Here is a 25,387-nt window from a genome sequence, read left to right as displayed (position 1 = left end):
GATTTGCAAGAAAGGGTGGAGAAGTTGGAACAAAATAACAATCAGGGTATATCGTTGAAAAAAGGCGTATCATCTTATTCCGATAATACGGCAGGAAAAATTTCCGAGGACGGTGAATATCTGTCTCAGAATGTTCCCAATCCTATAGACGGGAGTACCGTAATCAGTTATCAATTACCCGAAGGTACAACACAGGCTTCTATTGCAGTTTATTCGACCGGTGGGGCCGTTGTTAAAATAATCCCTCTCAATGTATCCGGGAAGAATGGTTATATTACCTTGTATGCGTCCGATCTTGCCAAGGGAGTAAATTTCTATCGATTAATGGTAAATGGCGCTGTTTTAAGTTCAAAAAAATTAATGAATCCGTAAGAGAACATTATGAAATCTACTATATTTATCAGATACCTCTGTATCTTGTTGCTGTTTACGGCATGGCAGTCTTGTAGGAAAGAAGACGGTCCGGACAAACAGGATGATGGTATCAGGATTGAAAATCTGGATACGAGGCTGCGGATAGCAGTGCCCGATAGTCTTGATCCGAGTGTCGAGGATTTATGGCATGCCAATACCGGAAACATACTGGTATATTACCCACCGTTTAATCTTTCCTATATGGGCAGGCCATATCATTATAAGGGCAAAGTCTTCTTCGGCTATATGAATGAGCAGGGAGCGATCATCGAATGCGAAGTGAAAAACCTGCCGGAATCCGTAAAGGACTGGAAGGCAGAATTGGTGTATGATACCGGATTCGGTATGATTCGGGAAATCAATGTGCGGATGAACGGGGTTGTCCGGCTTGATACAGCCGGACAGGCAATAAAACGGGGTGTGCTGGAGTTGACTTCATTAGAACCGTCAGGAGCCGGAAATAAGCCGACGCTTCAACGGGGAATCTATAGGGTGATGTATCCGGCATTAGATCCTTGGGACAAAGTGAGATTTCATTTTATTAATGGAGAAGAAATTGAAATGATGCCTTCATTGTTGCCGGGGAAAGGGTACTATCATTATGCAATTCGTGAAGACAAACATACGATTGTACTGAAAAATTCTGTTTCAGGAAAAGAATGGGAATATTTTTTCCATGTGATAAATGACTGCGAATTTGAATTTGAGTATCCTTTGGGCAGTGTTTTAGAATATCCGAGGTTTAAGATTTTGACTTTCAAACATATGGATAAACTATACAAAAAGTAAAGCTATGAAACGATTATATTTATTTTTGACTGTTAAGTGTCTTTGTGTACTGTTTCTTTTTGCTGTAGCTGGAATCTCGTGCAGCAAAGAAGATGATCCGGGCAAACAAGAAGGTGGCATCCAGATTGAAAATCTGCAAACGAGGCTGCGGATCGTGGTGTCACCCTCGGTAGGCAGCGATGTCGAGCACGTATGGCGTGCCAATCCTGAAAATATGCTGATACATTACCCTCCGTACGGTTCGTATAAAGGAAATACATACTTCGGCTATACGGATGAAAAGGGAGAAACTGTTCTGTGTAAGGTGAAAAATCTTCCAGCATCCGTAAAAGAACGGAAAGGAGAATTTGTCTATAAGAACACATTAAGTACGATCACGGAGCTCAATGTGCAGCTGAGCGGTATTGTACGGACCGAAACAGACAGTTTAGGTAAGAAGCAGGGAACGATGGAGCTGACTTCGATTGTGCCAACCGGGCCTAAGCCGAAACCGGTGTTGCAATTGGGAATGTATGCACATACTTATCCAACACTTGGTGGTAAATCGGTGAAAATCGAATTTATCGATCGGAAAATACTCAAACTGATGAAACCCGGGCTTCCGGTAAAAACATATCATTATGAGATATTCGATACCGAACATGCAATTATGCTGAAAGATGTTACCGGAGTAGTACCGGAGCAAAAAATGTTTTTTCATGCGATAAGCGATTCCGAATTTGAAACGGATTGTTTCTGTGGTTATACGGCTGAATATCCGGGCCAGGTATTAATGACTTTCAAGAAAGCAGAATAATTAAAAAGTAAAGTTATGAAACGATTATATCTATGTCTATTTGTTGCACTTCTTGCAACGAGTCTGTTTGCCCAATCGGATTTTTTCTATTCGAAAGATGGGAAAAAAGAAGTGTTTAAGATTCGAAAAGACCTCGTTGTCATTAAGACGAAATCGCAGGATTGGCAGGACCGGGCTATTCGGCAATTCAAGTTCGAATCGTTGGATAGGCTGTCCGACGGTTTGGTAAAAGCGAAGGTCGACCCGAATCGATTCCGGGATGAAGAACTTATGCGCTCCGATAGGGTAGAAGATGTCTATTATATGCTGGAATATAACAATGCTGCACAGCTGGCTTTATCCAACAGTATTTTCATCAAACCCCGCAAAGGCGAAACGATAGAAAACGTGATCCGGAAAAGCGGATTATCCGGTAAAATCAGAAAACAAGAACTGATTCTGCCGGCATCGGGAATATCTCTGCTGACGTTAGACTGCAAGATGAAAGATATGCTGTCCGTATGCCGTAAGGTATATGAAACGGGAACGGTCGATTTTGTAGAACCCAATTTTTATATGGAAGCGATGTTAGGCAATACGTATTGGCCCCAACAGTGGACATTCAAAAATACGGGGCAGCAAGGAGGGATACCGGGCATCGATATCAATATCGAGCCTGCATGGAGAATAACAAAAGGCAACGGTAATATAAAGATTGCCATCGTAGATGAAGGTGTTGATTTAACGCATCCCGATCTGGAAGCCAATCTGCTGAAGTATCTCGGATATGATGCTACCGGAGGTAATTCCAAAGGAAGCTATACGGGTAATGACGGTCACGGCACATGGTGTGCCGGAGTGGTAGGTGCAATCGATAATTCCATCGGAGTGGTAGGCGTTGCACCGAAATGCAAAATGATACCGATAAGGGTATTTCGAAGTGGATATGTCTCCCAAAATACTATTATAAGTGGTCTCGAACATGCGTATAAATCTGGTTCCGATGTGATTAATAACTCATGGGGATTTCCAATAGGTTATTATGAATCATCTGTATTTAATGCTGTTATTAGTGAATGTATTCTTCGGGGCAGAAACGGAAAAGGGTGCGTAGTTGTTTTTTGTTCGCATAATGATGGAAAACCTCAGGTACGCAATCCTGCACATCTTTCGAATGTAATGGCTGTAGGTTCCGTGGATAATAAAGGGAGACGCGTAGGGAGTTCCAACTACGGTAAAGACTTGGATGTGGTAGCACCCGTTGGGCCTGATGATAATAATGAAATCACGACAAGAGTCTATACGACCGATTTGCAGGGAGAGAAAGGGAAAAACACAGCTCCCGGTCCGGCCGGCGATTATCGTGTCGGTTTTCGTGGCACTTCGGCTGCCTGCCCGCAGGTAGCGGGGATTGCCGCATTGATCTTATCCGTTAATCCGCATTTGTACGAACATGAAGTCCGGAGTATTATCGAAATGACATGCCGGAAGTTAGACAACTACGTTTTTCAAACGACACCGGCCCATCCTAACGGTTCCTGGAATAATGAGGTGGGCTATGGATTAGTAGATGCCGAAGCGGCCGTTCAGGCAGCAAATTGCGTAAACAGTTTGGCGAATAACATATCGTCCAACCGATTTGCTCGGAGCTGCGGTTCCGGTTTTGCATTGCAGAATGTAACGGTGTCTAATCGTGCAAAATTGACGGTCAAATCGCCTGAAACGTCCGTTAACGGAACATTTGAGGTGAATTCAGGCTGTTGCTTTGAGATAAGATAATAAAGGAGATAACAGGAACTCGTGTCCGGAGAATTTTGAGGGTGTGTCAAAACGCTATGTTTGGGCACACCCTCTTTTAGATGTGTAAATTCCTCCGGACTTTATTTAGCCTGCTTGGTGCTGTTCGAACAGACTGTTGTGACCGGATTTGACAGGTTGAAACTACAGATTAAAATATCCGTCATTTTATCTTTTCAATCAGTTCATCCATACCGACGGATTCCTGTTCGCCGGACTGCATATTCTTGAGGTTGATCTTTCCTTCGGCCATTTCGTTTTCGCCGACGAGGGCTACGAACGGAATCCTTTTCGCATCGGCATACCCCATCTGCTTCTTCATCTTCGCCGCTTCGGGGTACAGTTCGGCACGTATGCCGGCCGCACGTACCCGTGCCATAACGGGCAACAGATAAGCCGCTTCTTTCTCACCGAAGTTGACGAACATGACTTGCGTCGTTTGGAGCGAATCGGCCGGATAGAGATCGAGCCGGTTGAGCACGTCGTAGATACGGTCTGCTCCGAACGAGATGCCGACCCCCGACATACCGTCCATCCCGAACACACCTGTCAGATTGTCATACCGACCTCCGCCGGTGATACTGCCGATTTCGACATCGAGTGCTTTCACTTCGAAGATGGTGCCGGTATAATAGTTCAGTCCGCGCGCCAGTGTCAGGTCGGTTTCGAGCGTGGCCGCAAGCGGCAACGTCTCGATATGATTCAGAATATATTCCGTTTCCTCAATCCCTTTCAGTCCCGTCTCGGAGCCGGCAAGCATCTCTTTCAGCACGGCCATCTTCTCGCGGTTATCGCCTTTCATGACGATAACGGGTTGCAACTTCGCAATCGCTTCTTCCGAAATACCCTTGCTCCGCAATTCGTCGTTAACGCCGTCGAGACCTATCTTATCGAGCTTATCCATCGCCACGGTGATGTCCGTGATTTTATCCGCTTCACGGATCATCTCGGCAATACCGGTCAGGATTTTGCGATTGTTCATTTTAATGCACACACGTATGCCGAAACGACGGAACACTTCGTCCATGATCTGGATAAATTCCACCTCGTTCAGCAACGAATCCGACCCGACGACATCGCCGTCGCACTGATAGAACTCCCGATAGCGGCCTTTCTGCGGCCGGTCGGCACGCCATACGGGTTGTATCTGGTAACGCTTGAACGGAAACGAGAGATCGTTGCGATGCTGTACGACAAAGCGGGCGAAGGGTACGGTCAAATCATAGCGTAACCCTTTCTCACAGGCTTTGGCCGCAAACTTCAAGGCGTTCTTTTCGCGCAGTTCCTCGTCCGTAAATCCCGCCAGACAATCGCCGGAATTCAGAATTTTAAACAGCAAACGATCGCCCTCTTCGCCATACTTTCCCATTAAGGTGGAAAGATTTTCCATGGCGGGCGTTTCAATCTGTTGAAAGCCGTAGAGATGATAAACGTCGCGAATCATATTAAATATATAGTTGCGCTTGGCCATCTCTTCGGGTGAGAAGTCGCGCGTTCCTTTCGGAATAGAAGGTTTCTGTGCCATTCGTTAATTTCGTCTTCCTCCTAAAAAGATCAGGATGTAATACAAAAGAGTCGCCAGCGATCCGAGCGCGGCAACGACATACGTATAGGCTGCCGAGCGCAACGCGTCTTTGGCCATTCCGTCCGTCTGATAATTCGTGATACCGGCTGTTTTCAGCCATACCAGGGCACGGCTGCTGGCATTGATTTCGACAGGCAGGGTGATGAAGCTAAACAGCGTCGTCACGGCAAACAGGATGATGCCGATCAGCAACAGCTGCGGAAAAGCTTTCAACATCAGCATGCCTCCGAGCAGTACCCACTGCACGATATTGGAAGAAAAGCTGACGACAGGGACAAGCGCCGAACGCATCTTAAGAGGACCGTAAGCCGTTGCGTGCTGTACGGCGTGCCCGCATTCGTGTGCCGCTACGGCAGCAGCGGCAATGCTGTTGCTTGCGTAGACCGGTTCACTGAGGTTCACGGTCTTATTAACCGGATTGTAATGATCGGTCAGCTGACCGGCCACCGAGATCACCCTCACATCCGTGATACCGTTTTCGCGCAGCATCTTTTCCGCCACCTCTCTCCCTGTCATGCCGTTGGGCATCGGGATTTGAGAATACTTTTTAAACTTGCTCTGCATCCGGGCCGATACAATCCAGCTGATGACGGCAATGCCGATAAAGAGCACCCAATATAAAGAATACATCGTCATCGTTTCTACAATTGAAGTTAATACTATATCATCACCGGCTCTGATGCAAAAACAGTGCCAGTCGACAAAATGTCAGTTACCTGCCGAAAATGCATGCAGAGGAAGATCACTCGGTATACCGGATAATCGTCTGTTCGCGGTCAGGTCCTACGGATACGATCTTGATGGGAACGCCCAGCTCTTCTTCAAGGAAAGAGAGATAGGCATTAAACTCTTCCGGAAATTCGTCTTCACTTTTCATCGTTGTCATATCTGTTTTCCATCCGGGCAGCTCCGTATAAATAGGAGTAGTTGATGTTTCCGTCACTTCAAAGGGGAAGCGGGTCACCTCCTTCCCATCGATCCGATAGGCGACGCATGCCTTGATCGTATCGAACGTATCCAGCACATCGCTTTTCATCATGATAAGCCGGCTAACGCCATTGATCATCATCGCATACCGCAACGCTACGAGGTCGATCCATCCGCAACGACGTTTACGCCCGGTAACAGAGCCGAATTCGCATCCGCGCTGACACATCTCTTCACCGGTCTCGTCTTTCAACTCGGTCGGAAACGGACCGCTCCCGACGCGTGTGCAATAGGCCTTGAAGATGCCGTACACCTCGCCGATATTTCGCGGAGAAATGCCGAGGCCGGTACAGCAACCGGCACAGACGGTGTTCGATGACGTAACGAACGGGTAAGAGCCGAAGTCGATATCAAGCATCGTACCTTGCGCCCCTTCGGCCAGTACCGACTTGCCCTCGGTAAGGTATTCATTGATCTCATGTTCGCTATCGATCAGATCAAATTGCTTGAGGTATTCAAGCGCTTCGAACCATGGTTTTTCCAGATCGGCCATGTTGTATCCGAAGTTCATGGCACGCAACATATTTTCATGACGACGTTTGGCCTCGGCATATTTCTTTTCAAAATCATGAAGAATATCCCCTACGCGCAAGCCGTTACGGCTGATCTTATCCGTATATGTCGGGCCGATGCCTTTGCCGGTCGTGCCGATCTTTCCGGTACCTTTGGCCGCTTCGTTGGCCTGATCGAGGATTCGATGCGTCGGCATGATCAGATGGGCTTTCTTCGAAATACGCAGCTGTTTCCGGATATCGTATCCGCTGGCGGCCAACGCCTCGGCTTCTTCCCTGAACAATAACGGGTCGAGCACGACACCGTTTCCGATGATGTTGATTTTACCGCCCTGAAAAATACCGGACGGGATGGAGCGCAGGATATATTTCTTTCCTTCGAATTCGAGCGTGTGTCCGGCGTTCGGGCCTCCCTGAAAACGTGCGACCACGTCGTAAGACGGTGTCAATACGTCAACGACCTTTCCTTTACCTTCGTCGCCCCATTGTAAACCTAAAAGAACATCTACTTTCATCTTCTTATATTATTTTTGTTTGTTTTTCCGTTTCTCACGTAGCGACCGACTTTTTGCTCCGGTGTGCCATCCGGAATTTGCATTTCGAACAGATCCCGTAAACATAGAGCGAATGATACTCGTATGTGAACCGTGGAGTACGTAAACGCGCGACTCCGTCCGAGAGACGTTCGTCTTTGATTTCCTTGACCGCCCCACAGTAACTGCAGATCGCATGGTGATGAGTTGCGGCTGCATCGTGCAGCTCGTACTGTACCAGTTGCGCGGTGAATTGATGACGGATCACGATATGCGCATCCATGAGGGTCTCGATCGTGTTGTAGATGGAGGCCCTGCTGACATGGAAATGATCGTCGTCAAGCTGTTTGTGCAGCATCTCGACATCGAAGTGCCCCTGAATCCGGCAGATATGATCCAGAATCATGAAACGCTCCGTTGTTTTCCGCATCCCTTTCTCAATCAGATAGCGTGAAAACTGAGCTTTCATTTTCTCGAAGTCATACAGGTCGTCGGGAGTCATTTCTTTTTCTTATCGTTTTTAAGTAAACAATCCGTCAATCTTAATTATATGTAGGCAGAAAGGAATATTCTTTGCTATACCGCAGCATCTGCTCTATATACCCTTCGGTATAATCGAGCGTAATATCGGTCACTTCGCCCTGTGCATTCTTAACCTCCTTCATGACCGGATTGACAAACCCTTTGTATGGAGCGAGGTTCAGACGCTGATAGCGTGCCAGCACCTCATCGTGAAGGGCCCGGTCTACTTTAACGCCATACGTTTCCACCAATTGCTTGCCGGCATTGAAATCACCTTCGCTCTTGATGCGTTGAAGTTCCGCCAGCAGCTCGCCGAAGAGCGTCCGCAACTTTTCGTAGTCGTTAATGGCAACGAACGTCTTACCGTCACGTTTCTCGAATGAGACGACATTGTCCGGCTTCCCTTTTTCGTAAGCCCAGCGGGCAATAAGCTGCCGGTTTCGCATATGTGCCTCTTCGATGTCTTTGCCCGACTGTATGCGCACAAGCTGAGTCATCAAGCCATTCATAAGATACTTGTAATATTCTGCCTTGTAAGCTTCGGGATCGCTCAACAGCCCCAGTTCGAGCAGTTTTTTATCGGCCAGATAGTACAGCGCAAAAATGTCGGCGCGCGCCTCTTCAAGGGTCGAGCTGTATGCTCCGAGCGCATTCGGGTCTGTGCCTTCGAGCAACTGTCCCGAGCCGTGTCCGAGGCACTCGTGCAGGTCGGTATGCAAGTTGTCGGTAATGAAACCGTATTGCTCGATTCGTTCGCGTTCCGCATCGTTGATCACAAATTCCTCCTTAAATCCGTTTCCTTTCGCCGCTTTGTCGTAAGCCTCCGTGATATTCTCGATCGTCACCGACTTGGAGCCGTAGTGCTTGCGTATCCAGTCCGCATTCGGCAGGTTGATGCCGATCGGCGTTGTCGGGTAACAGTCGCCTCCAAGCATTGCCACGGTGATCACTTTCGCTGTGATACCTTTTACTTCTTCTTTCTTAAAACGCTTGTCCATCGGCGAATGGTCCTCGAACCATTGCGCGTTTTCGCTGATGATTCTTGTACGCTTCGTCGCTTCCCGATTGATGAAGTTCGTAATCGACTCCCAGCTTGCTTTCATGCCCAGCGGGTCGCCGTATGTCTCCGTAAAGCCGTTGACAAAGTCTACTTCCGACGCAAGGTCTTTCACCCAGAGGATGGCATAGGCATCGAACGTTTTGAGGTCGCCTGTACGGTAATATTCGATCAGCTTCTCGATAACGGCTCTCTGTGCGTCATTCTCGGCAAAGGCCACGGCCTTTTGCAACTCGTCGACGATGCGTTCAATCGCTTGCGTATACAATCCGCCAACTTTCCAGACTTTTTCAACGAGCTCGCCGTTTACCTTAGCCAGCCGACTGTTGAGGCCGTAGGAGACAGCCATCGTATCGTTCGGGAGACGCATGCGGGCATAGAAATCTTCCGCTTCTTTCTGTGTGATGCCGCCCTCATAGTAATTATTTGCCGAAGCCAGAAGGATATCGCCTTCACCGCTCTGTACGGTCCGTTTGGGCATCACCTTCGGATCGAAGATGACCGGCATGATTTCTTCAAGCCACTGCTCCACGCTCTGTCCCTCGCGAAGGGGTAAGCGGGCCGCATCAACCTGACGGATACATTCCGCAAAGAATTCCGGCGTAAGACCCGTCGGTTCGAATTTGTCTTCGGCATAATGATGGTGGATACCGTTAGCCAGCCATACGCGTTTAAGGTATGTTTCCAGCGCCTTGAACTGCGCGTTGTTCCGATCGCCTTTATATTCCTGATACACGGCTTCGAGCGAGCGGCGAATAGCAAGGTTGTAACGGCAATTCTGATCAAAAAGAATATCGCGGCCCATCAACGCGGCTTCCGAGAGATGGTAAAGCAACTGTTTTTGTTGCAAAGCCAAGGCTTCGAATCCGGGGACTTCGTAGCGAAGTACTTCGATGTCGGCAAAACGATCGACCGTGTAGTCGATTTCCTGTTGTTTTGCAGCTTCATCATGAACAGTCTGCGATTTGTTGCCGCAGGCAGTAAACATTACGGTTGTCATAAGTGATACAATTAACTTTTTCATCGAGTCATCATTTTCAAGACGTGCAAAGTTAATGATTAATTTGGAAACGTCCGCTTTTTCGTAACCATAAGCAGATGTTTAAAAGGAGTTGCCGCCTTCTTACCGCATGTCTCAAGACACCTGTCCTAATTTCTGCTGTTGAAAAACATGCGGATCGTTTTCTTTTTCCAATAATTTGCCGTACCTTCGTGTCCCGTAATGATAACAGATGAATTAAAACGACTATATCGCCTGCAAACCGACACGGAGGCGGAAGAAGTGACAGAGCTTCCTTCGTCCGGTTCGAACCGGCGCTATTTCCGGCTGGCAGGCAAGACCTCATTGATCGGGGTATGCGGCACCTCTATCGAAGAAAATGCAGCTTTTATCTATATGGGGCATCATTTCAGGCAGCAGGGATTGCCTGTTCCTGAAATCTACACCCACTCCGACGACAAACGTTTCTATCTGCAGGAGGATCTCGGTGACACGCTGCTTTTTCACGCCATCGAGAAAGGACGGCAGAGCAGTGTCTTCAGTCCGGAAGAGCGGGCGCTACTGAAGAAAACGATCCGGATGCTGCCGGCGTTTCAGTACACCGGTGCGCAAGGGTTCGACTTTTCGCGATGCCATCCGCAGCCCGAATTCGACAGCCGATTGGTCATGTGGGATTTGAATTATTTCAAATACTGTTTTCTGAAAGCCACCGGTCTCGAATTTCAGGAGGCGCGACTCGAAGACGACTTCCAACAGATGTGCCGTATGTTGTTACGCGACTCGGAACAGACTTTTCTGTACCGTGACTTCCAGTCGCGTAATGTGATGATCAAGGACGGAGAACCCTATTTCATCGATTTTCAGGGAGGACGCAAAGGGCCGGTCTATTACGATGTAGCCTCGTTTCTTTGGCAGGCCAAGGCGCGGTATCCGAACGAGCTACGGGAAGAGCTGCTCGGCGAATATATTCAGGCACTCCGAAAATATACGGACGTGAATGAGGCGGCATTCCGCAACCGGCTCAGACAGTTTGTATTGTTCCGCACCCTACAGGTATTGGGGGCGTATGGGTTTCGCGGCTATTTCGAGAAAAAACCTTACTTCATTCAAAGCGTACCGTATGCGTTAGAGAATCTGCGCGAACTGCTACACGAAGATTATCCGGAATATCCGTACCTCTGCACTATTCTGAAACAACTGATTCAACTGAAACAGTTCTCGGAGGAACACCGCAAACGCATGCTCGAAGTAAAGATCGTGAGTTTTGCCTACAAAAAAGGAATCCCGAACGATCCGAGCGGCAACGGCGGAGGCTTTATCTTCGATTGCCGGGCCATCAATAACCCCGGTAAGTACGAACGATTCAATCATTTCACGGGTCTGGACGAACCGGTTATCCGTTTTTTGGAAGACGATGGTGAAATCACTACTTTCCTCGGCCATGTATACTCGCTGGTGGATGCATCCGTCAAACGATACATAGACCGTGGATTTACGAATCTGATGGTTTCTTTCGGATGTACGGGCGGACAACATCGTTCCGTCTATTCAGCCCAACATCTGGCCGAGCATTTACATCAGAAGTACGACGTTAAAGTGCGGCTGATTCACCGTGAGCAGAACATAGAAGAGACTTTTGAACCCAAAGAAAAATGAAAGCCATGATTTTTGCCGCAGGGCTCGGGTCGCGTCTCAAACCGCTGACCGACGAGACGCCTAAAGCATTGCTACCCGTCGGCGGGAAGCCTATGCTCGAACATATTATCCTGAAGCTGAAAGCTGCCGGATTCACCCATCTCGTCATCAACATTCATCATTTGGGCGAACAGATCATTGAGTTCCTCACCTCAAAGAGTCATTTCGGGCTTCATATCGATATCTCGGACGAGCGTAACTATCTGATGGATACCGGAGGCGGAATCAAACAGGCACAATCGTTTCTGAAAGGCGACGAACCGTTTCTGGTGCATAATGTAGATATCTTCTCAAATATCGATCTGGAAGCGCTCTATCGTCATCATCTGACATCGGATGCACTGGCCACGCTTGTGGTAAGCCACCGCCAGACCGCACGCAGACTGCTCTTCGGGCAGAAAAAAGACCATCGTCTCTACGGCTGGCGTAACCGCAACACAGGGGAGGTACGCTCGCACTATCCGCAGTTCGACCCGTCGAAATACTTGGAATATGCCTTCGGAGGTATCCATGTCATCTCCCCCAAAATCTTCGACCTGATGGAAGAATGGACCGGCAAGTTTTCAATCATCAACTTCTATCTTTCAGTCTGCGCCAAAGCTCCGATCTGCCCCTACGTGCAGGACGGCCTTCGCCTGATAGACATCGGAAAACCCGAAGCGCTCGCCGAAGCGGACACATGGCTGCGCGATAACGGGTTGTTATAGGACGAGAAAAAGAATCGGCAGTAAGTCTTTTAACTCCACCCTCAATTGTTTTAAAGCTTGTTGAATACGATAATCAACTGTTTTAGGCGATACATTCAGCCGCTCAGCAATTTCTTTATACGTAAGCTGATGGAAGCGATTTAGCTCAAAAGCCTCGCGATAACTTTCCGGAAGACGTGTCAAAGCCTCTTCGATCCGTCGGGTCAACTCTTCGTAGTCGTAGAAATCGGGATTTTCGAAGTGCGATGACATCTTTTCATGGACGATATGGTATACTTTTCGTTTCAGCTCATTGCGATCAATCAAAGAGAGACAACGATTGCGTACCGCACGAAACAAGTAGTTCCTCAGAGAGGTTTCGAACGCCACTCGCTGGCGGTTTTCCCATAGCCAAACCATGACATCCTGCACCACTTCTTCGCCATCTTCCGGCTCGATAAACTGCCGCGTATAGGCCCATAGCACCGGATAATATTTTATAAAAAGTGCATCAAAAGATTTCCCGCATCCGTGACGGATTTGCAAAAAGAGTGTTTCGTCCGATATTCTATAACCTTTATCCTTTCTCATGTTCTTATTTCTTTCACAAAAATACGATAAAAAGACGAAGATAAATCTTAGCTTCCCTAAAAATATCCCTCCCAACGAACGACCAAGTTTAGGATATTTGACATGTAAACCGTCTTCATAATATGGAAACAGGGAATAAGATCGATGAGGCGATTTTGCTGGAATATCTTTCCGGAAAGATTTTCGGAAAGGAAAAAGTCGATGTGGAAACATGGATTGCACAATCGGAAACTAATGAGCAACTGACTCGCGATATACATTATATATATTACAGTACAGAGGTACTGAGGACAATTCGTGAAGCAAAGACGATAGAAGCGTTGAGAAATGTCCGTCGCAAGATCGTATGGCGACGTCTGAGCACGGTCGGGCGATGGACACAAAGGATAGCCGCTGTTTTATTCATTCCGCTCTTTTGTGTGCTACTTTACCAGCATCTCCCCGAAAAGACAACCGGAAATGTAGAACTACACACTTCTCCGGGCATGGTGGCAACAACCACTCTTCCCGACGGGAGCATGGTCTGGCTCAATGCTGACTCACGCATAACTTATCCGAGTGTATTCACAGGCCACTGTCGGGAAGTCGATCTTGAAGGCGAAGCATATTTCTCGGTACGTAAACATCGCAACCGGCCGTTCATCGTACACACCTCTTCCGGAGCAAAGGTCGAGGTACTAGGCACGGAGTTTAATCTGGAAGCTTATCGGAAAGATGAACTAGTCAACGCCACGCTGGTTTCCGGCTCTGTTCGCTTCACGTACCCATCGGGCGATCACGGGGAAGCGTCTATCGTGCTGAATCCGGACGAATATGTCCGATATAACAAAACGACGAAGCATTTAATTCTCAATACAATAATCCCCGAAACACAGATTGCTTGGAAAGACGGTTTGGTCATCTTCCGTAATACCCCGTTCAAAGATGCGTTAAGAATCCTCGAAAAACGTTTTAACGCTCAGTTCGATGTAAAAAACAATAAATTATACGAACATTCGTACACCGGACGCTTCGATACGCAACAACTACCGCTTATTCTGGAACATTTCCGTATCTCTTCGGGTATTCGGTATCGAATAATTGAGCCGGAGAGGAAGGAGGATGCGGCACAAGAGAAAACAATCGTAGAGATTTTTTAACACAGATATTATAATGATTTACCCAAAAACATGAAAAACAAACAAACAGACCGGAAAATCAGGCACGGAATCCTGTCGTGCTATTTGTTACAGTGCAAATTACAAGGGCTTGTGTTGATAACTTGCCTGTTGCTCTGCGCAGGAGGAATGCGAGCGACGGAAAACGATGGACAATCAACGCTCCTGACACTGAATGCACAAAACCGCACGATGCAGGAGGTCCTGGACGAAATCGAGCGACAGTCTGAATTCCATTTCTTTTATAACAACCGTCGGATAGATATGGCGCGTGTGGTCACCATTAAAAGCGAGGGAAAAAATATCTTTTACGTATTAGACCGATTATTTGCCGACATGGACATTCAGTACAAGGTTCTGGACAAAAACATCATCTTATCTCCTAAAGAGCTATCGGCAAAAACGGTAGTACAGGATGACAGGCGAAAAGCTGTGACGGGCGTCGTCATGGATGCATCGAACACGCCAATAATCGGAGCAAACATTATCGAAAAAGGCACGGCGACGAATGGCACCGTAACAGATCACGACGGACGATTCGCCTTATCTGTCTCCAATCATGCCTCCCTTATTGTTTCTTATATCGGCTATCACACGCAGGAACTTGATACACGAAATAAAACGTCGTTTACCGTCGTGCTAATTGAAGATACGAAAAGTCTGAGCGAAGTAGTGGTAACGGCTTTAGGTATCAAACGGGAAGAAAAAGCGCTCGGCTACTCGGTGCAGAAAATCGGAGGGGAGGCGCTCTCTGCCGTGAAAGGGACCGATGTGGCATCCAGTCTGACGGGTAAAATTGCCGGTCTGGCTATTCATAACAGTTCCGAGATATCGGAAAAACCAAAGCTTATGTTGCGTGGGGAAAATCCGCTGATCGTGGTAGATGGTGTCGCTTATGGAAATATAACTCTACACGATCTTTCGGCCGAAGATATTGAAAGTATCGATGTACTGAAAGGTGCAACGGCTTCAGCCTTATACGGTGTGCGTGGTCGTGCAGGCGCTATCATGGTCACAACGAAAAAAAGCGGTGAGTCCGGCACACTGACTGTCAATATTTCGAATCATACAATGGCCGGAATGGGCTATCTGAAAATTCCGGAAGCACAAACGTCGTACAGTACGGGAAACTACGGACAATTAGAATACAACAGCGGTTATGTATGGGGAAACTACATGGATGGTCGCGAAGTAAAACAGTATGACCCGCTGACGATGGAACAGCAAATGATGCCCTTGCTACCGAGAGGAAAGAACAATATCTCGAACTTCTTCCGCTCGGGTATTATTACCAATACAAACGTGAGTATTTCGCAGGCCGGCAAACTGGGAGGTTTTCGTATCTCGGGAACACAGGTTCACGAACGAGGTTCCTATCCTAATACAAGCCTGAATAAATATATTCTGACAGGCAACGGCAACATCACATACAACAACTTTAAAATTGACGCCAGCTTCTCTTATAAAAAGGAAAAAGTGCCGAATATGCCGAGAGTCAATTACGGCAATGGCAATATTTTCTATAACATGCTGATATGGAGCGGAACGGAGTACGATGTATTCGACTACAAAAATTACTGGAAAGTCAAAGACCGGAAACAAAACTGGCCTTTCGAAGCATGGTATGATAATCCTTACTATATCATGAATGAGCGAATTCATCAGCAGGATAAAAATCTGTTTACAACGAATGTTACGCTCTCATACGATTTTATGAAGAATCTCTCTGTCATGTTCCGTTCGGGTTTCGATAATTACAACAATGATGAGGACTACCGCCAGTCGATCGGTGACAGCGGTCAGAAGCGCGGATATTACAGATATGGACAATACGACGGATCCAGCTTTAATAACGACCTCATCGTGAAAGGAGATTATTCCCATAACGACTTTGGTATTGATCTAATCGCCGGTCTCTCGTCTTACTGGTATAAAACCGTTTCGTTCACAAGTAATACTCGTGGCGGGCTTTCAGTGCCGGGATTCTACTCCCTGAACGCTTCGGTAGAACGACCGAACGTTTCGAAAGAAATAAGTGAGAAAGCGCTCTACAGTATCTATGGAAAAGCAGGTCTATCATGGAAAAGTACGATCTATCTCGACATCACCGGGCGTAACGACTGGTCGTCAACACTCCCTTCTTCTTCAAGATCTTACTTTTACCCTTCCGTATCAGGCAGCATGATCCCGACAGCTCTCTGGAATCCGGTCGAAGACATCCTGGACTTCTGGAAAATCCGCGCCTCGTGGACAGTAGCCAAAAGAGATCTGGAAGTGTATGAACTGAACCGGATATATTCTGTAGAAACAGATGTGTGGAATGGATTGTCTACTGCAACATATCCGACCACCTTGCGTGATCCGAATATCAAACCCGAAACGGAATCGTCCTTTGAGTTCGGTACAGACTTCCGTTTCTTTAATAACCGGCTAGGATTCGATTATACGCTCTTCAATCGGCTACGCTACGACCGACTGATCTCATCCAAAATATCGACAAGCTCAGGCTTCGGACAAATCACAACGAACACTGCAGAAGAAATCCGGCAGCGAGGCATGGAGTTTACTCTCAGAGGTAAACCTGTCGTGAATCGCGACTTCACATGGGAAGGAGCATTGAATGTAGCATTTTTCCATTGGTATTACGACAAGCTCGATCCGGTGTACAGTTCGAAAGATCCCCGCATCAAAGAAGGAGAACGTTACGATAAATTCTTCTACTACGATTGGGAGCGCGATCACGAGGGAAATATCGTTCATCAGGCAGGGTTACCTGTCAAGAATAAATATCAAAGTGTGATCGGAAACAGCGATCCGGATTTGATCCTGGGTCTCAGTTCCAGCTTCAGATATAAAGATTTCAATCTGAGTATCTCATTAGATGGTCGTTTGGGCGGTATGATGTATTCATGGACAGAACAGGCATTATGGCATGCAGGATCACATCCGGATAGTGATAATCAGTGGCGCTACGACGAGGTAGTGAACGGAAAGCAGAATTACGTCGCCCCAGGTTCGAAAATAGTGAACGGATCTGCCTCATACGATGCTTACGGTCGGATGCTGCAAGATACCCGTACATTCGCACCGAACGATATCCCCGTATCATACCAGAGCTACACCATGATTTATAATGAAAATCCGTGGGATCACCAGCCTCGCCAGAATATCCTCGATGCTTCCTTCGTTAAGCTGCGCGAAGTGGCGCTGAACTATTCTTTCCCTGCCCCACTCACAGATAAACTACTTATGAAAAATGTGCAGATCGGCATAATCGGGCAAAACTTGTTGATGTGGAGCAAAGCGTTCAAGTATTCAGACCCGGATCGCGGAAAAGAGAACCTGAACTCTCCGACCACCAGATATATCGGTTTTAATATTTATTTGACATTATAATACCTATCATTATGAAAAAGATAATTTATCCCTTACTCTCCGTCATGCTGATTGCTTGCGGCGATTTCAACGATATCAACTTGAATCCGGATACACCGACAATGGTGACTCCCGATTTTTTAGCGACAAGAATCATTCTCAATACGACGGACAGCCCGGCAAGCAAATGGCTATTCGGCGACTCGTGGCTGATGAAGTCTACCGGCTTTACCGAACACATGGAATGGTATATGTACAATAAATTCGAACGCGGCAATTACGATGCTTATGCCTATCTGATTGACACGAAGAAGATGGTAGACCTGGTACATGCCGATCAAGGCATGGCAGAAAACAAAAAACAAGCCTACGAAGCACTGGATTATTTTATGCAGGCACTGGTCTTCTATAACGCTACCATGGCTATGGGTGATGTTCCTTGTTCAGAAGCCTTGAAAGGGGAATCCGAAGGCATTGTTTCGCCCCAATATGATACCCAGGAGGAGGTATTCGGAGTCATTCTGAAAAACTTACAGAAATCTTCCGAGCTATTCGGTTCGGCTTCGGCATTCGATGGTGATTTTATTTATAACGGGAATCCGGTCAAATGGCAGCGTGCAACGAACAGTTTCATGTTGCGTTTACTGAATATGTTAAGCAAAAAACAGACCGTGGCCGGTATTGATATACGCAACCTGTTCGAGAAAACAGCCGCCTCTCCTCTTATTGAGAGCGAAGCCGACAGTTATCAGCGCACATACGATGCCGGCAAAAGTAGCCAGTGGTATCCGTTCTACCATGAGAAACAGAACTTCTGGCCATATCCTGTTTTCACTTCGTTTTTCGTAAATATGTTGAAGGACTTACAGGATTACCGCCTCTTCTATTTTGCAGAACCGGCGAAAGCGTTGACTGCTGACATGTCTTCTTTCGATGCATACAGTGGTGTAAATCCCGTGCTGGAATACGGACAGATTCAAGCCGAATTTGCTGCCGGAAAACATTCTACAATAAACAAACGTTATCACCGCATGCCACAGGGCGAGCCGGTAAAGTTCATCGCCTACACCGAGACTCAATTTATCCTGGCCGAAGCAGCTTTGCGAGGATGGAAGACACCCGGCTCGGCCAAGGAGCATTATGAAAAAGGAGTCCGTGCCGCCATGAAATTTACGGCAGAACATACTCCCGAAGCATCTAGGCACGGAAGAACGATAGATGATGCGTATATCGACGGATATTTAAAAGGTAAAGCCGCATTTAACGAAAAAGATGGATTAAAACAGATTATGATTCAGAAATACATCGCATCGTTCGTACAGTTACCGTTTAATTCATATTACGATTATCGGCGCACGGGCTATCCTGAATTGCCATTAGATCCAACAACGAATATGAATGAAATCAAGACACAGTATCCGGTCCGATGGATGTATCCTGAAAACGAATATGAACGCAATAAGGAAAATGTAGAAAATGCAATAAAACGTCAGTTTAACGGAACAGACACCCCAAACGATGTTATGTGGTTGTTAAAATAATACACAAATTAAGATGAGACACTTGAAATATATTTTTGTTTTGTTCCTGCTCTGTGCCGGTTGCCGTCAAGAAAGCCCTAAAGAAATTACCCTCCTGCAGTTCAATATCTGGCAGGAGGGGACAATGATCGAAGGCGGATTCGCGAGTATCGTGAACCATATCGCTCGTTTGCAACCGGATTTTGTCACATTCAGCGAAGTACGCAATTATAACGACACGGATTTTATCGCCCGTCTGATTGACGCATTGTCGGAGGCGGGCGTAACATATTACGGCGAACGGAGTGTAAGCACGGGGATTATATCGAAATATCCCATTCTGAAGCAAGAAATCATTTATCCGCTGCAAAACGACCGGGGCTCCGTGTTGAAAGCCTGTTTTCGGGTCGAAGGAAGAGAAGTCGTTGTTTATTCGGCACACTTAGACTGGCTCAATTGCTCCTCTTACCTCCCTCGCGGTTACGGAAGCAGCGATTGGAAAAAGTTGCCTCAGCCGGTCACGGACATAGACTCCTTACTGGCCGACAACAGGGCCTCTTTTCGTGATGATGAGATACGCGCCCTGCTCTCTGACGCATTAAAAGAACAGGACAAGATCATATTGATCGGGGGAGATTTCAATGAGCCATCCCATCTCGACTGGCAAGCTGATACGAAAAACATACGCGATCATCGTAACGTTGTGATCGAATGGGACTGCTCGGCACTCTTGTATTCCAACGGATTTGTCGATGCATTCCGCGAGAAGCATCCTAATGCCGTCGACTATCCGGGCTTCACCTTTGCGGCGGATAATCCTGCGGCGGAGCTCGACCGATTAGTCTGGTCGCCCGATGCCGATGACCGAGAACGTATTGATTTTATCTACTACCGTTCGGACAATACAATCGCACTGAAAGATATGCGGATCGTCGGACCGAGTGGCTCCGTTCTTCGGGGAGAGCGCGCTCCCGATTCCGGTAAAGATACGTTTATTGAACCGATGGGAATATGGCCGAGTGATCATAAAGCGTTACTCGCAACCTTCATCTTACTCCCGAGAAGTTCCGGCCAGCATTCGGCTTCATTTTCTCTGCATGACGAGAACCTTTTCCCCTCGCTAATGGTTGTACGATAAACGGCCGCACCCTCTGTTCTCAAAGTGTTTGGCTCGCTTATTTTTTTAACGATATCAAAACATAAAACAAGTGACATTCGAAGAAATACTGGTTCATCGCCGTTCGGTACGCAAGTACGACCCGACGAAAGAAATAGATTCCGAAACGGTAAAGCGTTGTATCCTGCTGTCCACACTCGCCCCGACGAGCAGTAACATGCAGTTATGGGAAGCGTATCATGTGACGGACCCCGAGATACTCAGACAACTTTCGAAAGCCTGTCTCGGTCAATTGGCGGCGAGCTCCGCAAAGCAGATGGTGGTTTTCGTTACACGACAGGACCTACATCGTCAACGCGCCCATGCGGTACTGACATTCGAACGCGGTAATATTACACATAACAGTTCACCTGCCCGTCAGGCCAAGCGTATCGAACGGAGAGAGTTATACTATACGCGGATCATACCGTTTCTCTACGCGCGATGCTTCGGGTTGCTCGGAGCATTACGTAAAACTTTGACATGGTGCTTCGGGCTTTTCCGTCCCATGGTACATCAGGTCTCGGAAGGCGATATGCGCGTGGTGGTGCATAAATCGTGCGGTCTCATAGCTCAAACGTTTATGCTTGCCATGTCGGATGCCGGATACGATACGTGCCCGATGGAAGGATTCGACAGTCGGATGGTAAAACGTATGCTGAAGCTGCCACGCGGCACGGAGATCAATATGATTATTTCATGCGGCATGCGTTTGCCCGAAGGTGTCTGGGGCGAACGGTTCCGCGTGCCGTTCGATCAGGTTTATCGGAAGATTTAGAAACAAAAAACAAGGCGATAATCGTGCATTATAGGGCTTTCAGTTTTTGTAAGCCCCAAATATGCATTCATTCATTCTCGACAAATTTTTCTACCTTTGCCCGGCAAACAAAACAGAAAGCATGAAAGTCAAAATTATCAATACATCTCATCATCCGTTGCCACAGTATGCAACCCCTCTTTCGGCAGGGATGGATGTGCGTGCCAACCTGCGTGAGCCGGTCGTGCTCCGTCCGCTTGAACGTAGGTTGATTCCTACCGGCTTATTCATCGCACTGCCCGAAGGATACGAGGCTCAGATACGTCCGCGTAGCGGATTGGCGCTCAAACACGGGATTACGTTGCTGAACACGCCGGGTACGATCGATGCCGATTATCGCGGCGAGATCGGCGTTATTCTGGTGAACTTGTCGAACGAACCGTTCACAATAAACGACGGCGAGCGGATTTGCCAGATGGTCATTACCTCCCATGCGCACGTGACATGGGAGCCCGAAGAAATACTCGACGAAACGGAACGAGGCGCCGGAGGATTCGGACATACGGGAAAGGTATAAGATAAATCGAAAACTGAATCATAATCATACTGACGATTGAATAAAAAAGGAAACATACCGTTTAAAAAGAAGGTCATATCCGGGAAGGCTCGGCAGATCGGCGTCTTGTGTTTATCTCTGTGGGTCGGCATACTCTCGGCTGCACCACATGCTCCACTGAAGAAGAAACCGTCGCCGGCAGCCATACAGCGCAAGGTCGACTACTTTTTCTACGAAGGTGTGAAACTGAAGAACGAAGGAAAATATGACGCTGCATACGAAATGTTTTATCACTGCCTCCAAACGGATTCTACGGCAGCCGCGCCACTCTACGAACTTTCGGCTTTCTATTTGCAGCTCAATCAGCCCGAGAAAGCCGCCATCTTTCTACGGAAAGCAGTTGCTTATGCTCCTTCCAACTTCCATTATAAATTGGCGCTTGCTTCCCTCTCACTCAACATCGGCATGTATGGTGAAGCGGCCGAGATTTATCGCGAACTTGTAAAGACTCACCCCGGCAAAGTGGAACTGAACTACTATCTCGCCGAAGCGCTGACCCAAGCCGGAGAGATTGGCGAAGCCATCGACCGATTCAACGATCTGGAGAATGCTGTCGGGATGAACGAAGCGCTCTCGACGCAGAAATACAAGTTGTACATGCAGATTGAAGAGCCGGAGAAAGCATTTGATGAACTGAAAAAGCTGGCCGACAAATATCCGTCGGATGCACGGTATCCGATCCTGATCGGGGATCTCTATCTCCAGCGAAACGATACGGTAAAAGCATACGAATATTACCAAAAGGCGCACGGTATCGACCCGTCGAATCCATATTATACCGTTTCGATGGCCAACTATTACGAACAGGTGGGTGATCATGAAGCCGCCGAAAAGCAGATACATACGGCTTTAATCAATAAGGACCTTGATGTGAGTACGAAGATGGGTATTCTGGCTCGTTACATTGGTCAGCTGCAACAGTCACGCAACGGTACGGAGGCGGCCAACGCGCTTTTTCAGACTCTGCTCGAGCAACATCCCGAAGATACGGAACTGAAACTTCACTACGGCAGCTTGCTGGCGATGCAAGGCAAAACCGATGAGGCACAATTCCAGTACCGGCTGGTTACCGAAATGGAACCCGACAATGAATCGGCCTGGCAACAGCTGCTTAACTTGGCCTTCCGTGCCGAAAACATCGACGAAGCCATCCGCATCTGCCGGAAATGTCAGGAACTTTTCCCCGAAGCGCCGGGATATTATTTCTACCTCGGCATCGCATATTACCAGCAGAACGATTACCGGAAGGCGCTCGAGACATATCAGGAAGGGCTGGCCAAGATACCCGAAGACAACCGACCGCTGCGCTCCGACTTTTACGGACAGATCGGTGACATCTATTATCAGATGAAACAGGTGGAGGATGCGTTCAATGCTTACGAACAGGCGCTTAAATACAACGACAAGAATGTACCCGTGCTAAACAACTACAGCTATTTCCTGACGCTGCGTAAACACGACTTGGATAAGGCCGAGCGCATGAGCGCCCAATGTATCAAATTGGAGCCGAATAACCCGACGTATCTCGATACGTATGCGTGGGTCTTCTTTATGAAAGGAAACTATACGCTTGCCCACATTTACATCCGCAGTGCGCTCGAAAAAGATACGACGAACAGCGCTGAACTCGTCGATCATTATGGCGACATCCTCTACATGACGGGCGATAAGGAAAAAGCCCTTGAACAGTGGAAGAAAGCGCAGGAGCTGGGCAAAGACACGGAAATATTGAAACGCAAAATAGCAGAAGGAATCTATATCGAAGACCCGAATGAAGAATAAAAAAATATCACTTAATCCGTTGTGGTTGTATGTGTGCGTCGTCTTGTGTATTCTGCCGGCAGGATGTCGGACGGTAAAAGAGGGCGCAGGCGAAACGGATGTCGCACTGAAGGCCGAAACGGAATTTTTCCGTACCCTCGATGAGCAGTCGCTTCGCTACCAAACTCTTTCGGCTAAAATACAAGTTGAGTTCACTCCGGCTTCGGGCAAGGAAGTCGGCTCGCGTGCACAACTCAAACTGCGTCGCGACGACCGGCTGCAAATCTCCGTCCAGCCATTGCTCGGTATCGAGATGTTCCGGCTTGAAGTAAGTCGAGACAGTGTCAAGGCGATCGACCGAATGAACAAGCGCTACTTCGCCGAATCCATCGCCGACCTGAAAGCCCGCAAGCATCTCGACTTTACATTCGATAACCTGCAGGCGCTCCTCACCAACCGCCTCTTCCTGCCCGGCAAACAAGCCGTCACCCCGGATGACCGCGGCCGCTTCGGCTGGGAACGGATACCCGCCGGCTATCGCCTTCAAACGTCTGATGCAACCGGTATGCAGTACCGTTTCTTAGCCGATAACGAGGCTAAACTTCGTACTGCCGAAATCACGGATGCCGACAAGCATACCCTCATGTGGGATTATGCGAATTTCCGTACCGTCGAAGGGCAACTCTTCCCGATGGATATGCTTGCGTCGTTGCGTGACCATAAGTTATCGATACGGTTTAATAAAGTTGAAATTAACACACCCGTCGACCTGAAATTCATCATTCCCGAAGGGTATGAGCGGGTGACTCCGGAACAAATCCTCAAAGCTCTGTCTCAATGAAACGCATACGCCTGATACGATATGTTTGGTATGTCGGTTACCTCGCTCTGCTGCTTTGCGCGGGTCGTGTAACCGCACAGACGCATACGATCAGGCAGCTCGAAGCGCAACGGCGAGCGGCACTTCGCGAAATTGAACAGACAACCCAGTTGCTTAACGAGGCGCGTGCCTCAGCCCAGACATCGCTCAACCGCCTGCACCTGATATCGCAGCAGGTGATCGCACGGAAAAAGGTGATCAGTCTCCTCAATCAGGAGATCGCCGTGCTCGACAAGCAGATCGCTGATGCTACCCGTGAATTGGCTGTATTGGAGAAAAGTTTGAATGACCGGAAAGAACGATATGCCCAATTAGTGCGGAATCTGTACACGCGGCGTGCATCGCAACACCGGTTACTCTTCGTACTCTCGGCCGATAACTTCGCTCAGTCGCTCCGCCGAATGCGTTATCTGCGCGAATATGCGTCGTGGCAGAAAATGCAGGCATTACTGATTGTCAGAAAACAGGAAGAGCTGGATAAAAAACGGGAAGAACTGGGGCAGACGCGTGCGGATAAAGTAGCCTTGCTCGATGCTCGCGAGGAGGAAAGCCGGAAACTGCAGCAGGAAGAATCGGAACAGAAAGCGGAAGTACAGCAGCTCAACAAAAAAGAGAAGAATCTGCGGCAGAAGTTGGCGCAAAAAAGACGTCAGGCCGAAGCGTTGAACCGACAAATCGAGAAGCTGATTGCCGAAGAGGTAAAAAGATCGAGCAAAGCTTCGAGCGGAAAACGGAAAGCCGAAAGCAACGGCGGATATGCCATGACGAAAGCAGAACGGAAACTTTCGGCCGACTTTGCCTCGAACCGTGGTCGACTCCCCTTCCCTCTCAACGGGAAATATCGTATCATCTCCACTTTCGGAGAACACCAACATCAAGCTCTCAGGCATGTGCGTACGAACAACAACGGTATCGATATCCAGACTACGAGCGGGACGGAAGCCCGTGCCGTCTTTGATGGCGTGGTAACACGCGTCTTCGTCGTCCCGGGCTACAATAACAGTGTCATCGTACGACATGGTAACTACCTGACGGTCTACAGCAACCTGAGCCATGTTTATGTAAAAGCCGGCGACAATGTGACAACCCGTCAGAGCATCGGCAAAATCTATACGGATACGGAGAACAATAACGAGACCGTGCTCCACTTCCAGTTATGGAAAGAAAAGCGTAAGCTCGATCCTGAGCTGTGGCTCGACTAAGGCTTCCGGTGTTTCGCGTG

The 25,387-nt window shown here is 47.9% G+C and carries 21 protein-coding genes; 15 read left to right on the top strand and 6 right to left on the bottom strand.

Annotated features, from left to right (window positions below; genetic code table 11):
- Nucleotides 1–15: 15 nt before the first annotated feature.
- From BFO_RS06690 to BFO_RS16455, 4 genes are read left to right on the top strand one after another with little or no spacing between them, the layout of a single operon-like run.
- On the top strand, nt 16–372 hold the full coding sequence (locus BFO_RS06690) for a hypothetical protein (RefSeq protein WP_014224884.1): 357 nt from the start codon (nt 16–18) through the stop codon (nt 370–372).
- 9 nt (nt 373–381) lie between these two features.
- Nucleotides 382–1,203, top strand: a complete 822-nt coding sequence (locus BFO_RS06685; RefSeq protein ID WP_074449790.1) for a hypothetical protein — start codon at nt 382–384, stop codon at nt 1,201–1,203.
- 4 nt (nt 1,204–1,207) lie between these two features.
- Nucleotides 1,208–1,999 (top strand): hypothetical protein, encoded by a 792-nt coding sequence (locus tag BFO_RS06680; RefSeq protein WP_014224882.1) that lies wholly within the window; start codon nt 1,208–1,210, stop codon nt 1,997–1,999.
- A 15-nt stretch (nt 2,000–2,014) separates the two neighbouring features.
- Nucleotides 2,015–3,757, top strand: a complete 1,743-nt coding sequence (locus BFO_RS16455; protein ID WP_014224881.1) for a S8 family serine peptidase — start codon at nt 2,015–2,017, stop codon at nt 3,755–3,757.
- A 181-nt stretch (nt 3,758–3,938) separates the two neighbouring features.
- Here the strand turns inward: BFO_RS16455 and hisS are convergent, their stop codons facing one another.
- From hisS to BFO_RS06650, 5 genes are all read right to left on the bottom strand, one after another.
- Nucleotides 3,939–5,300 carry a histidine--tRNA ligase gene (gene hisS, locus BFO_RS06670; RefSeq protein ID WP_014224880.1) on the bottom strand — a complete coding sequence of 454 codons (1,362 nt, stop codon included), beginning with the start codon at nt 5,298–5,300 and terminating at the stop codon, nt 3,939–3,941.
- Between the two features lie 3 nt (nt 5,301–5,303).
- Entirely contained in the window at nt 5,304–5,990 is a 687-nt protein-coding gene (locus BFO_RS06665) for a zinc metallopeptidase (RefSeq protein WP_014224879.1), read from the bottom strand.
- Between the two features lie 112 nt (nt 5,991–6,102).
- Complete coding sequence (locus tag BFO_RS06660) at nt 6,103–7,374, bottom strand: adenylosuccinate synthase (RefSeq protein ID WP_014224878.1); 1,272 nt, start codon at nt 7,372–7,374, stop codon at nt 6,103–6,105.
- A 34-nt stretch (nt 7,375–7,408) separates the two neighbouring features.
- Nucleotides 7,409–7,894 (bottom strand): Fur family transcriptional regulator, encoded by a 486-nt coding sequence (locus BFO_RS06655; protein ID WP_014224877.1) that lies wholly within the window; start codon nt 7,892–7,894, stop codon nt 7,409–7,411.
- A 40-nt stretch (nt 7,895–7,934) separates the two neighbouring features.
- Nucleotides 7,935–9,995 carry a dipeptidyl-peptidase 3 family protein gene (locus BFO_RS06650; RefSeq protein ID WP_041590744.1) on the bottom strand — a complete coding sequence of 687 codons (2,061 nt, stop codon included), beginning with the start codon at nt 9,993–9,995 and terminating at the stop codon, nt 7,935–7,937.
- A gap of 198 nt (nt 9,996–10,193) precedes the next feature.
- Here BFO_RS06650 and BFO_RS06645 point away from each other — a divergent pair, with 198 nt between their 5' ends.
- Nucleotides 10,194–11,627: a RapZ C-terminal domain-containing protein gene (locus BFO_RS06645; protein ID WP_014224875.1), complete on the top strand. Its 1,434-nt coding sequence runs from the start codon at nt 10,194–10,196 to the stop codon at nt 11,625–11,627.
- Nucleotides 11,624–12,373: a nucleotidyltransferase family protein gene (locus tag BFO_RS06640; RefSeq protein WP_014224874.1), complete on the top strand. Its 750-nt coding sequence runs from the start codon at nt 11,624–11,626 to the stop codon at nt 12,371–12,373. The genes BFO_RS06645 and BFO_RS06640 overlap by 4 nt, the downstream gene beginning before the upstream one ends.
- Here the strand turns inward: BFO_RS06640 and BFO_RS06635 are convergent.
- Nucleotides 12,368–12,943 carry an RNA polymerase sigma-70 factor gene (locus tag BFO_RS06635; protein ID WP_014224873.1) on the bottom strand — a complete coding sequence of 192 codons (576 nt, stop codon included), beginning with the start codon at nt 12,941–12,943 and terminating at the stop codon, nt 12,368–12,370. The genes BFO_RS06640 and BFO_RS06635 overlap by 6 nt on opposite strands.
- A 122-nt stretch (nt 12,944–13,065) precedes the next feature.
- Here BFO_RS06635 and BFO_RS06630 point away from each other — a divergent pair, with 122 nt between their 5' ends.
- The 9 genes from BFO_RS06630 to BFO_RS06590 all read left to right on the top strand — a co-directional run bounded on the left by BFO_RS06630 (nt 13,066) and on the right by BFO_RS06590 (nt 25,367).
- The gene (locus BFO_RS06630; RefSeq protein ID WP_014224872.1) at nt 13,066–14,082 is read left to right on the top strand and encodes a FecR family protein; all 1,017 of its coding nucleotides are present in this window, start codon (nt 13,066–13,068) and stop codon (nt 14,080–14,082) included.
- 30 nt (nt 14,083–14,112) lie between these two features.
- On the top strand, nt 14,113–17,496 hold the full coding sequence (locus BFO_RS06625; RefSeq protein ID WP_014224871.1) for a SusC/RagA family TonB-linked outer membrane protein: 3,384 nt from the start codon (nt 14,113–14,115) through the stop codon (nt 17,494–17,496).
- A gap of 11 nt (nt 17,497–17,507) precedes the next feature.
- Nucleotides 17,508–19,016, top strand: coding sequence for a SusD/RagB family nutrient-binding outer membrane lipoprotein (locus BFO_RS06620; RefSeq protein WP_014224870.1), 1,509 nt, complete (start codon nt 17,508–17,510; stop codon nt 19,014–19,016).
- Nucleotides 19,017–19,029: 13 nt separating this feature from the next.
- The gene (locus tag BFO_RS06615; RefSeq protein ID WP_014224869.1) at nt 19,030–20,133 is read left to right on the top strand and encodes an endonuclease/exonuclease/phosphatase family protein; all 1,104 of its coding nucleotides are present in this window, start codon (nt 19,030–19,032) and stop codon (nt 20,131–20,133) included.
- Between the two features lie 70 nt (nt 20,134–20,203).
- Nucleotides 20,204–20,929, top strand: a complete 726-nt coding sequence (locus BFO_RS06610; RefSeq protein ID WP_014224868.1) for a nitroreductase family protein — start codon at nt 20,204–20,206, stop codon at nt 20,927–20,929.
- A 121-nt stretch (nt 20,930–21,050) separates the two neighbouring features.
- Nucleotides 21,051–21,485, top strand: coding sequence for a dUTP diphosphatase (dut, locus tag BFO_RS06605; protein ID WP_014224867.1), 435 nt, complete (start codon nt 21,051–21,053; stop codon nt 21,483–21,485).
- A 36-nt stretch (nt 21,486–21,521) separates the two neighbouring features.
- Nucleotides 21,522–23,306 (top strand): tetratricopeptide repeat protein, encoded by a 1,785-nt coding sequence (locus BFO_RS06600; protein WP_014224866.1) that lies wholly within the window; start codon nt 21,522–21,524, stop codon nt 23,304–23,306.
- Nucleotides 23,296–24,126, top strand: a complete 831-nt coding sequence (locus tag BFO_RS06595) for a DUF4292 domain-containing protein (RefSeq protein ID WP_014224865.1) — start codon at nt 23,296–23,298, stop codon at nt 24,124–24,126. Before BFO_RS06600 ends, BFO_RS06595 begins: the two co-directional genes overlap by 11 nt.
- A gap of 14 nt (nt 24,127–24,140) precedes the next feature.
- Entirely contained in the window at nt 24,141–25,367 is a 1,227-nt protein-coding gene (locus BFO_RS06590; protein ID WP_041591178.1) for a murein hydrolase activator EnvC family protein, read from the top strand.
- The last annotated feature ends 20 nt before the right edge of the window (nt 25,368–25,387 follow it).

The organism is Tannerella forsythia 92A2, assembly GCF_000238215.1.
GTDB classification, from domain to species: domain Bacteria; phylum Bacteroidota; class Bacteroidia; order Bacteroidales; family Tannerellaceae; genus Tannerella; species Tannerella forsythia.
The sequence above is the reverse complement of the archived record's forward strand: the minus strand, read 5'-3'. Positions and strand labels throughout refer to the sequence as shown.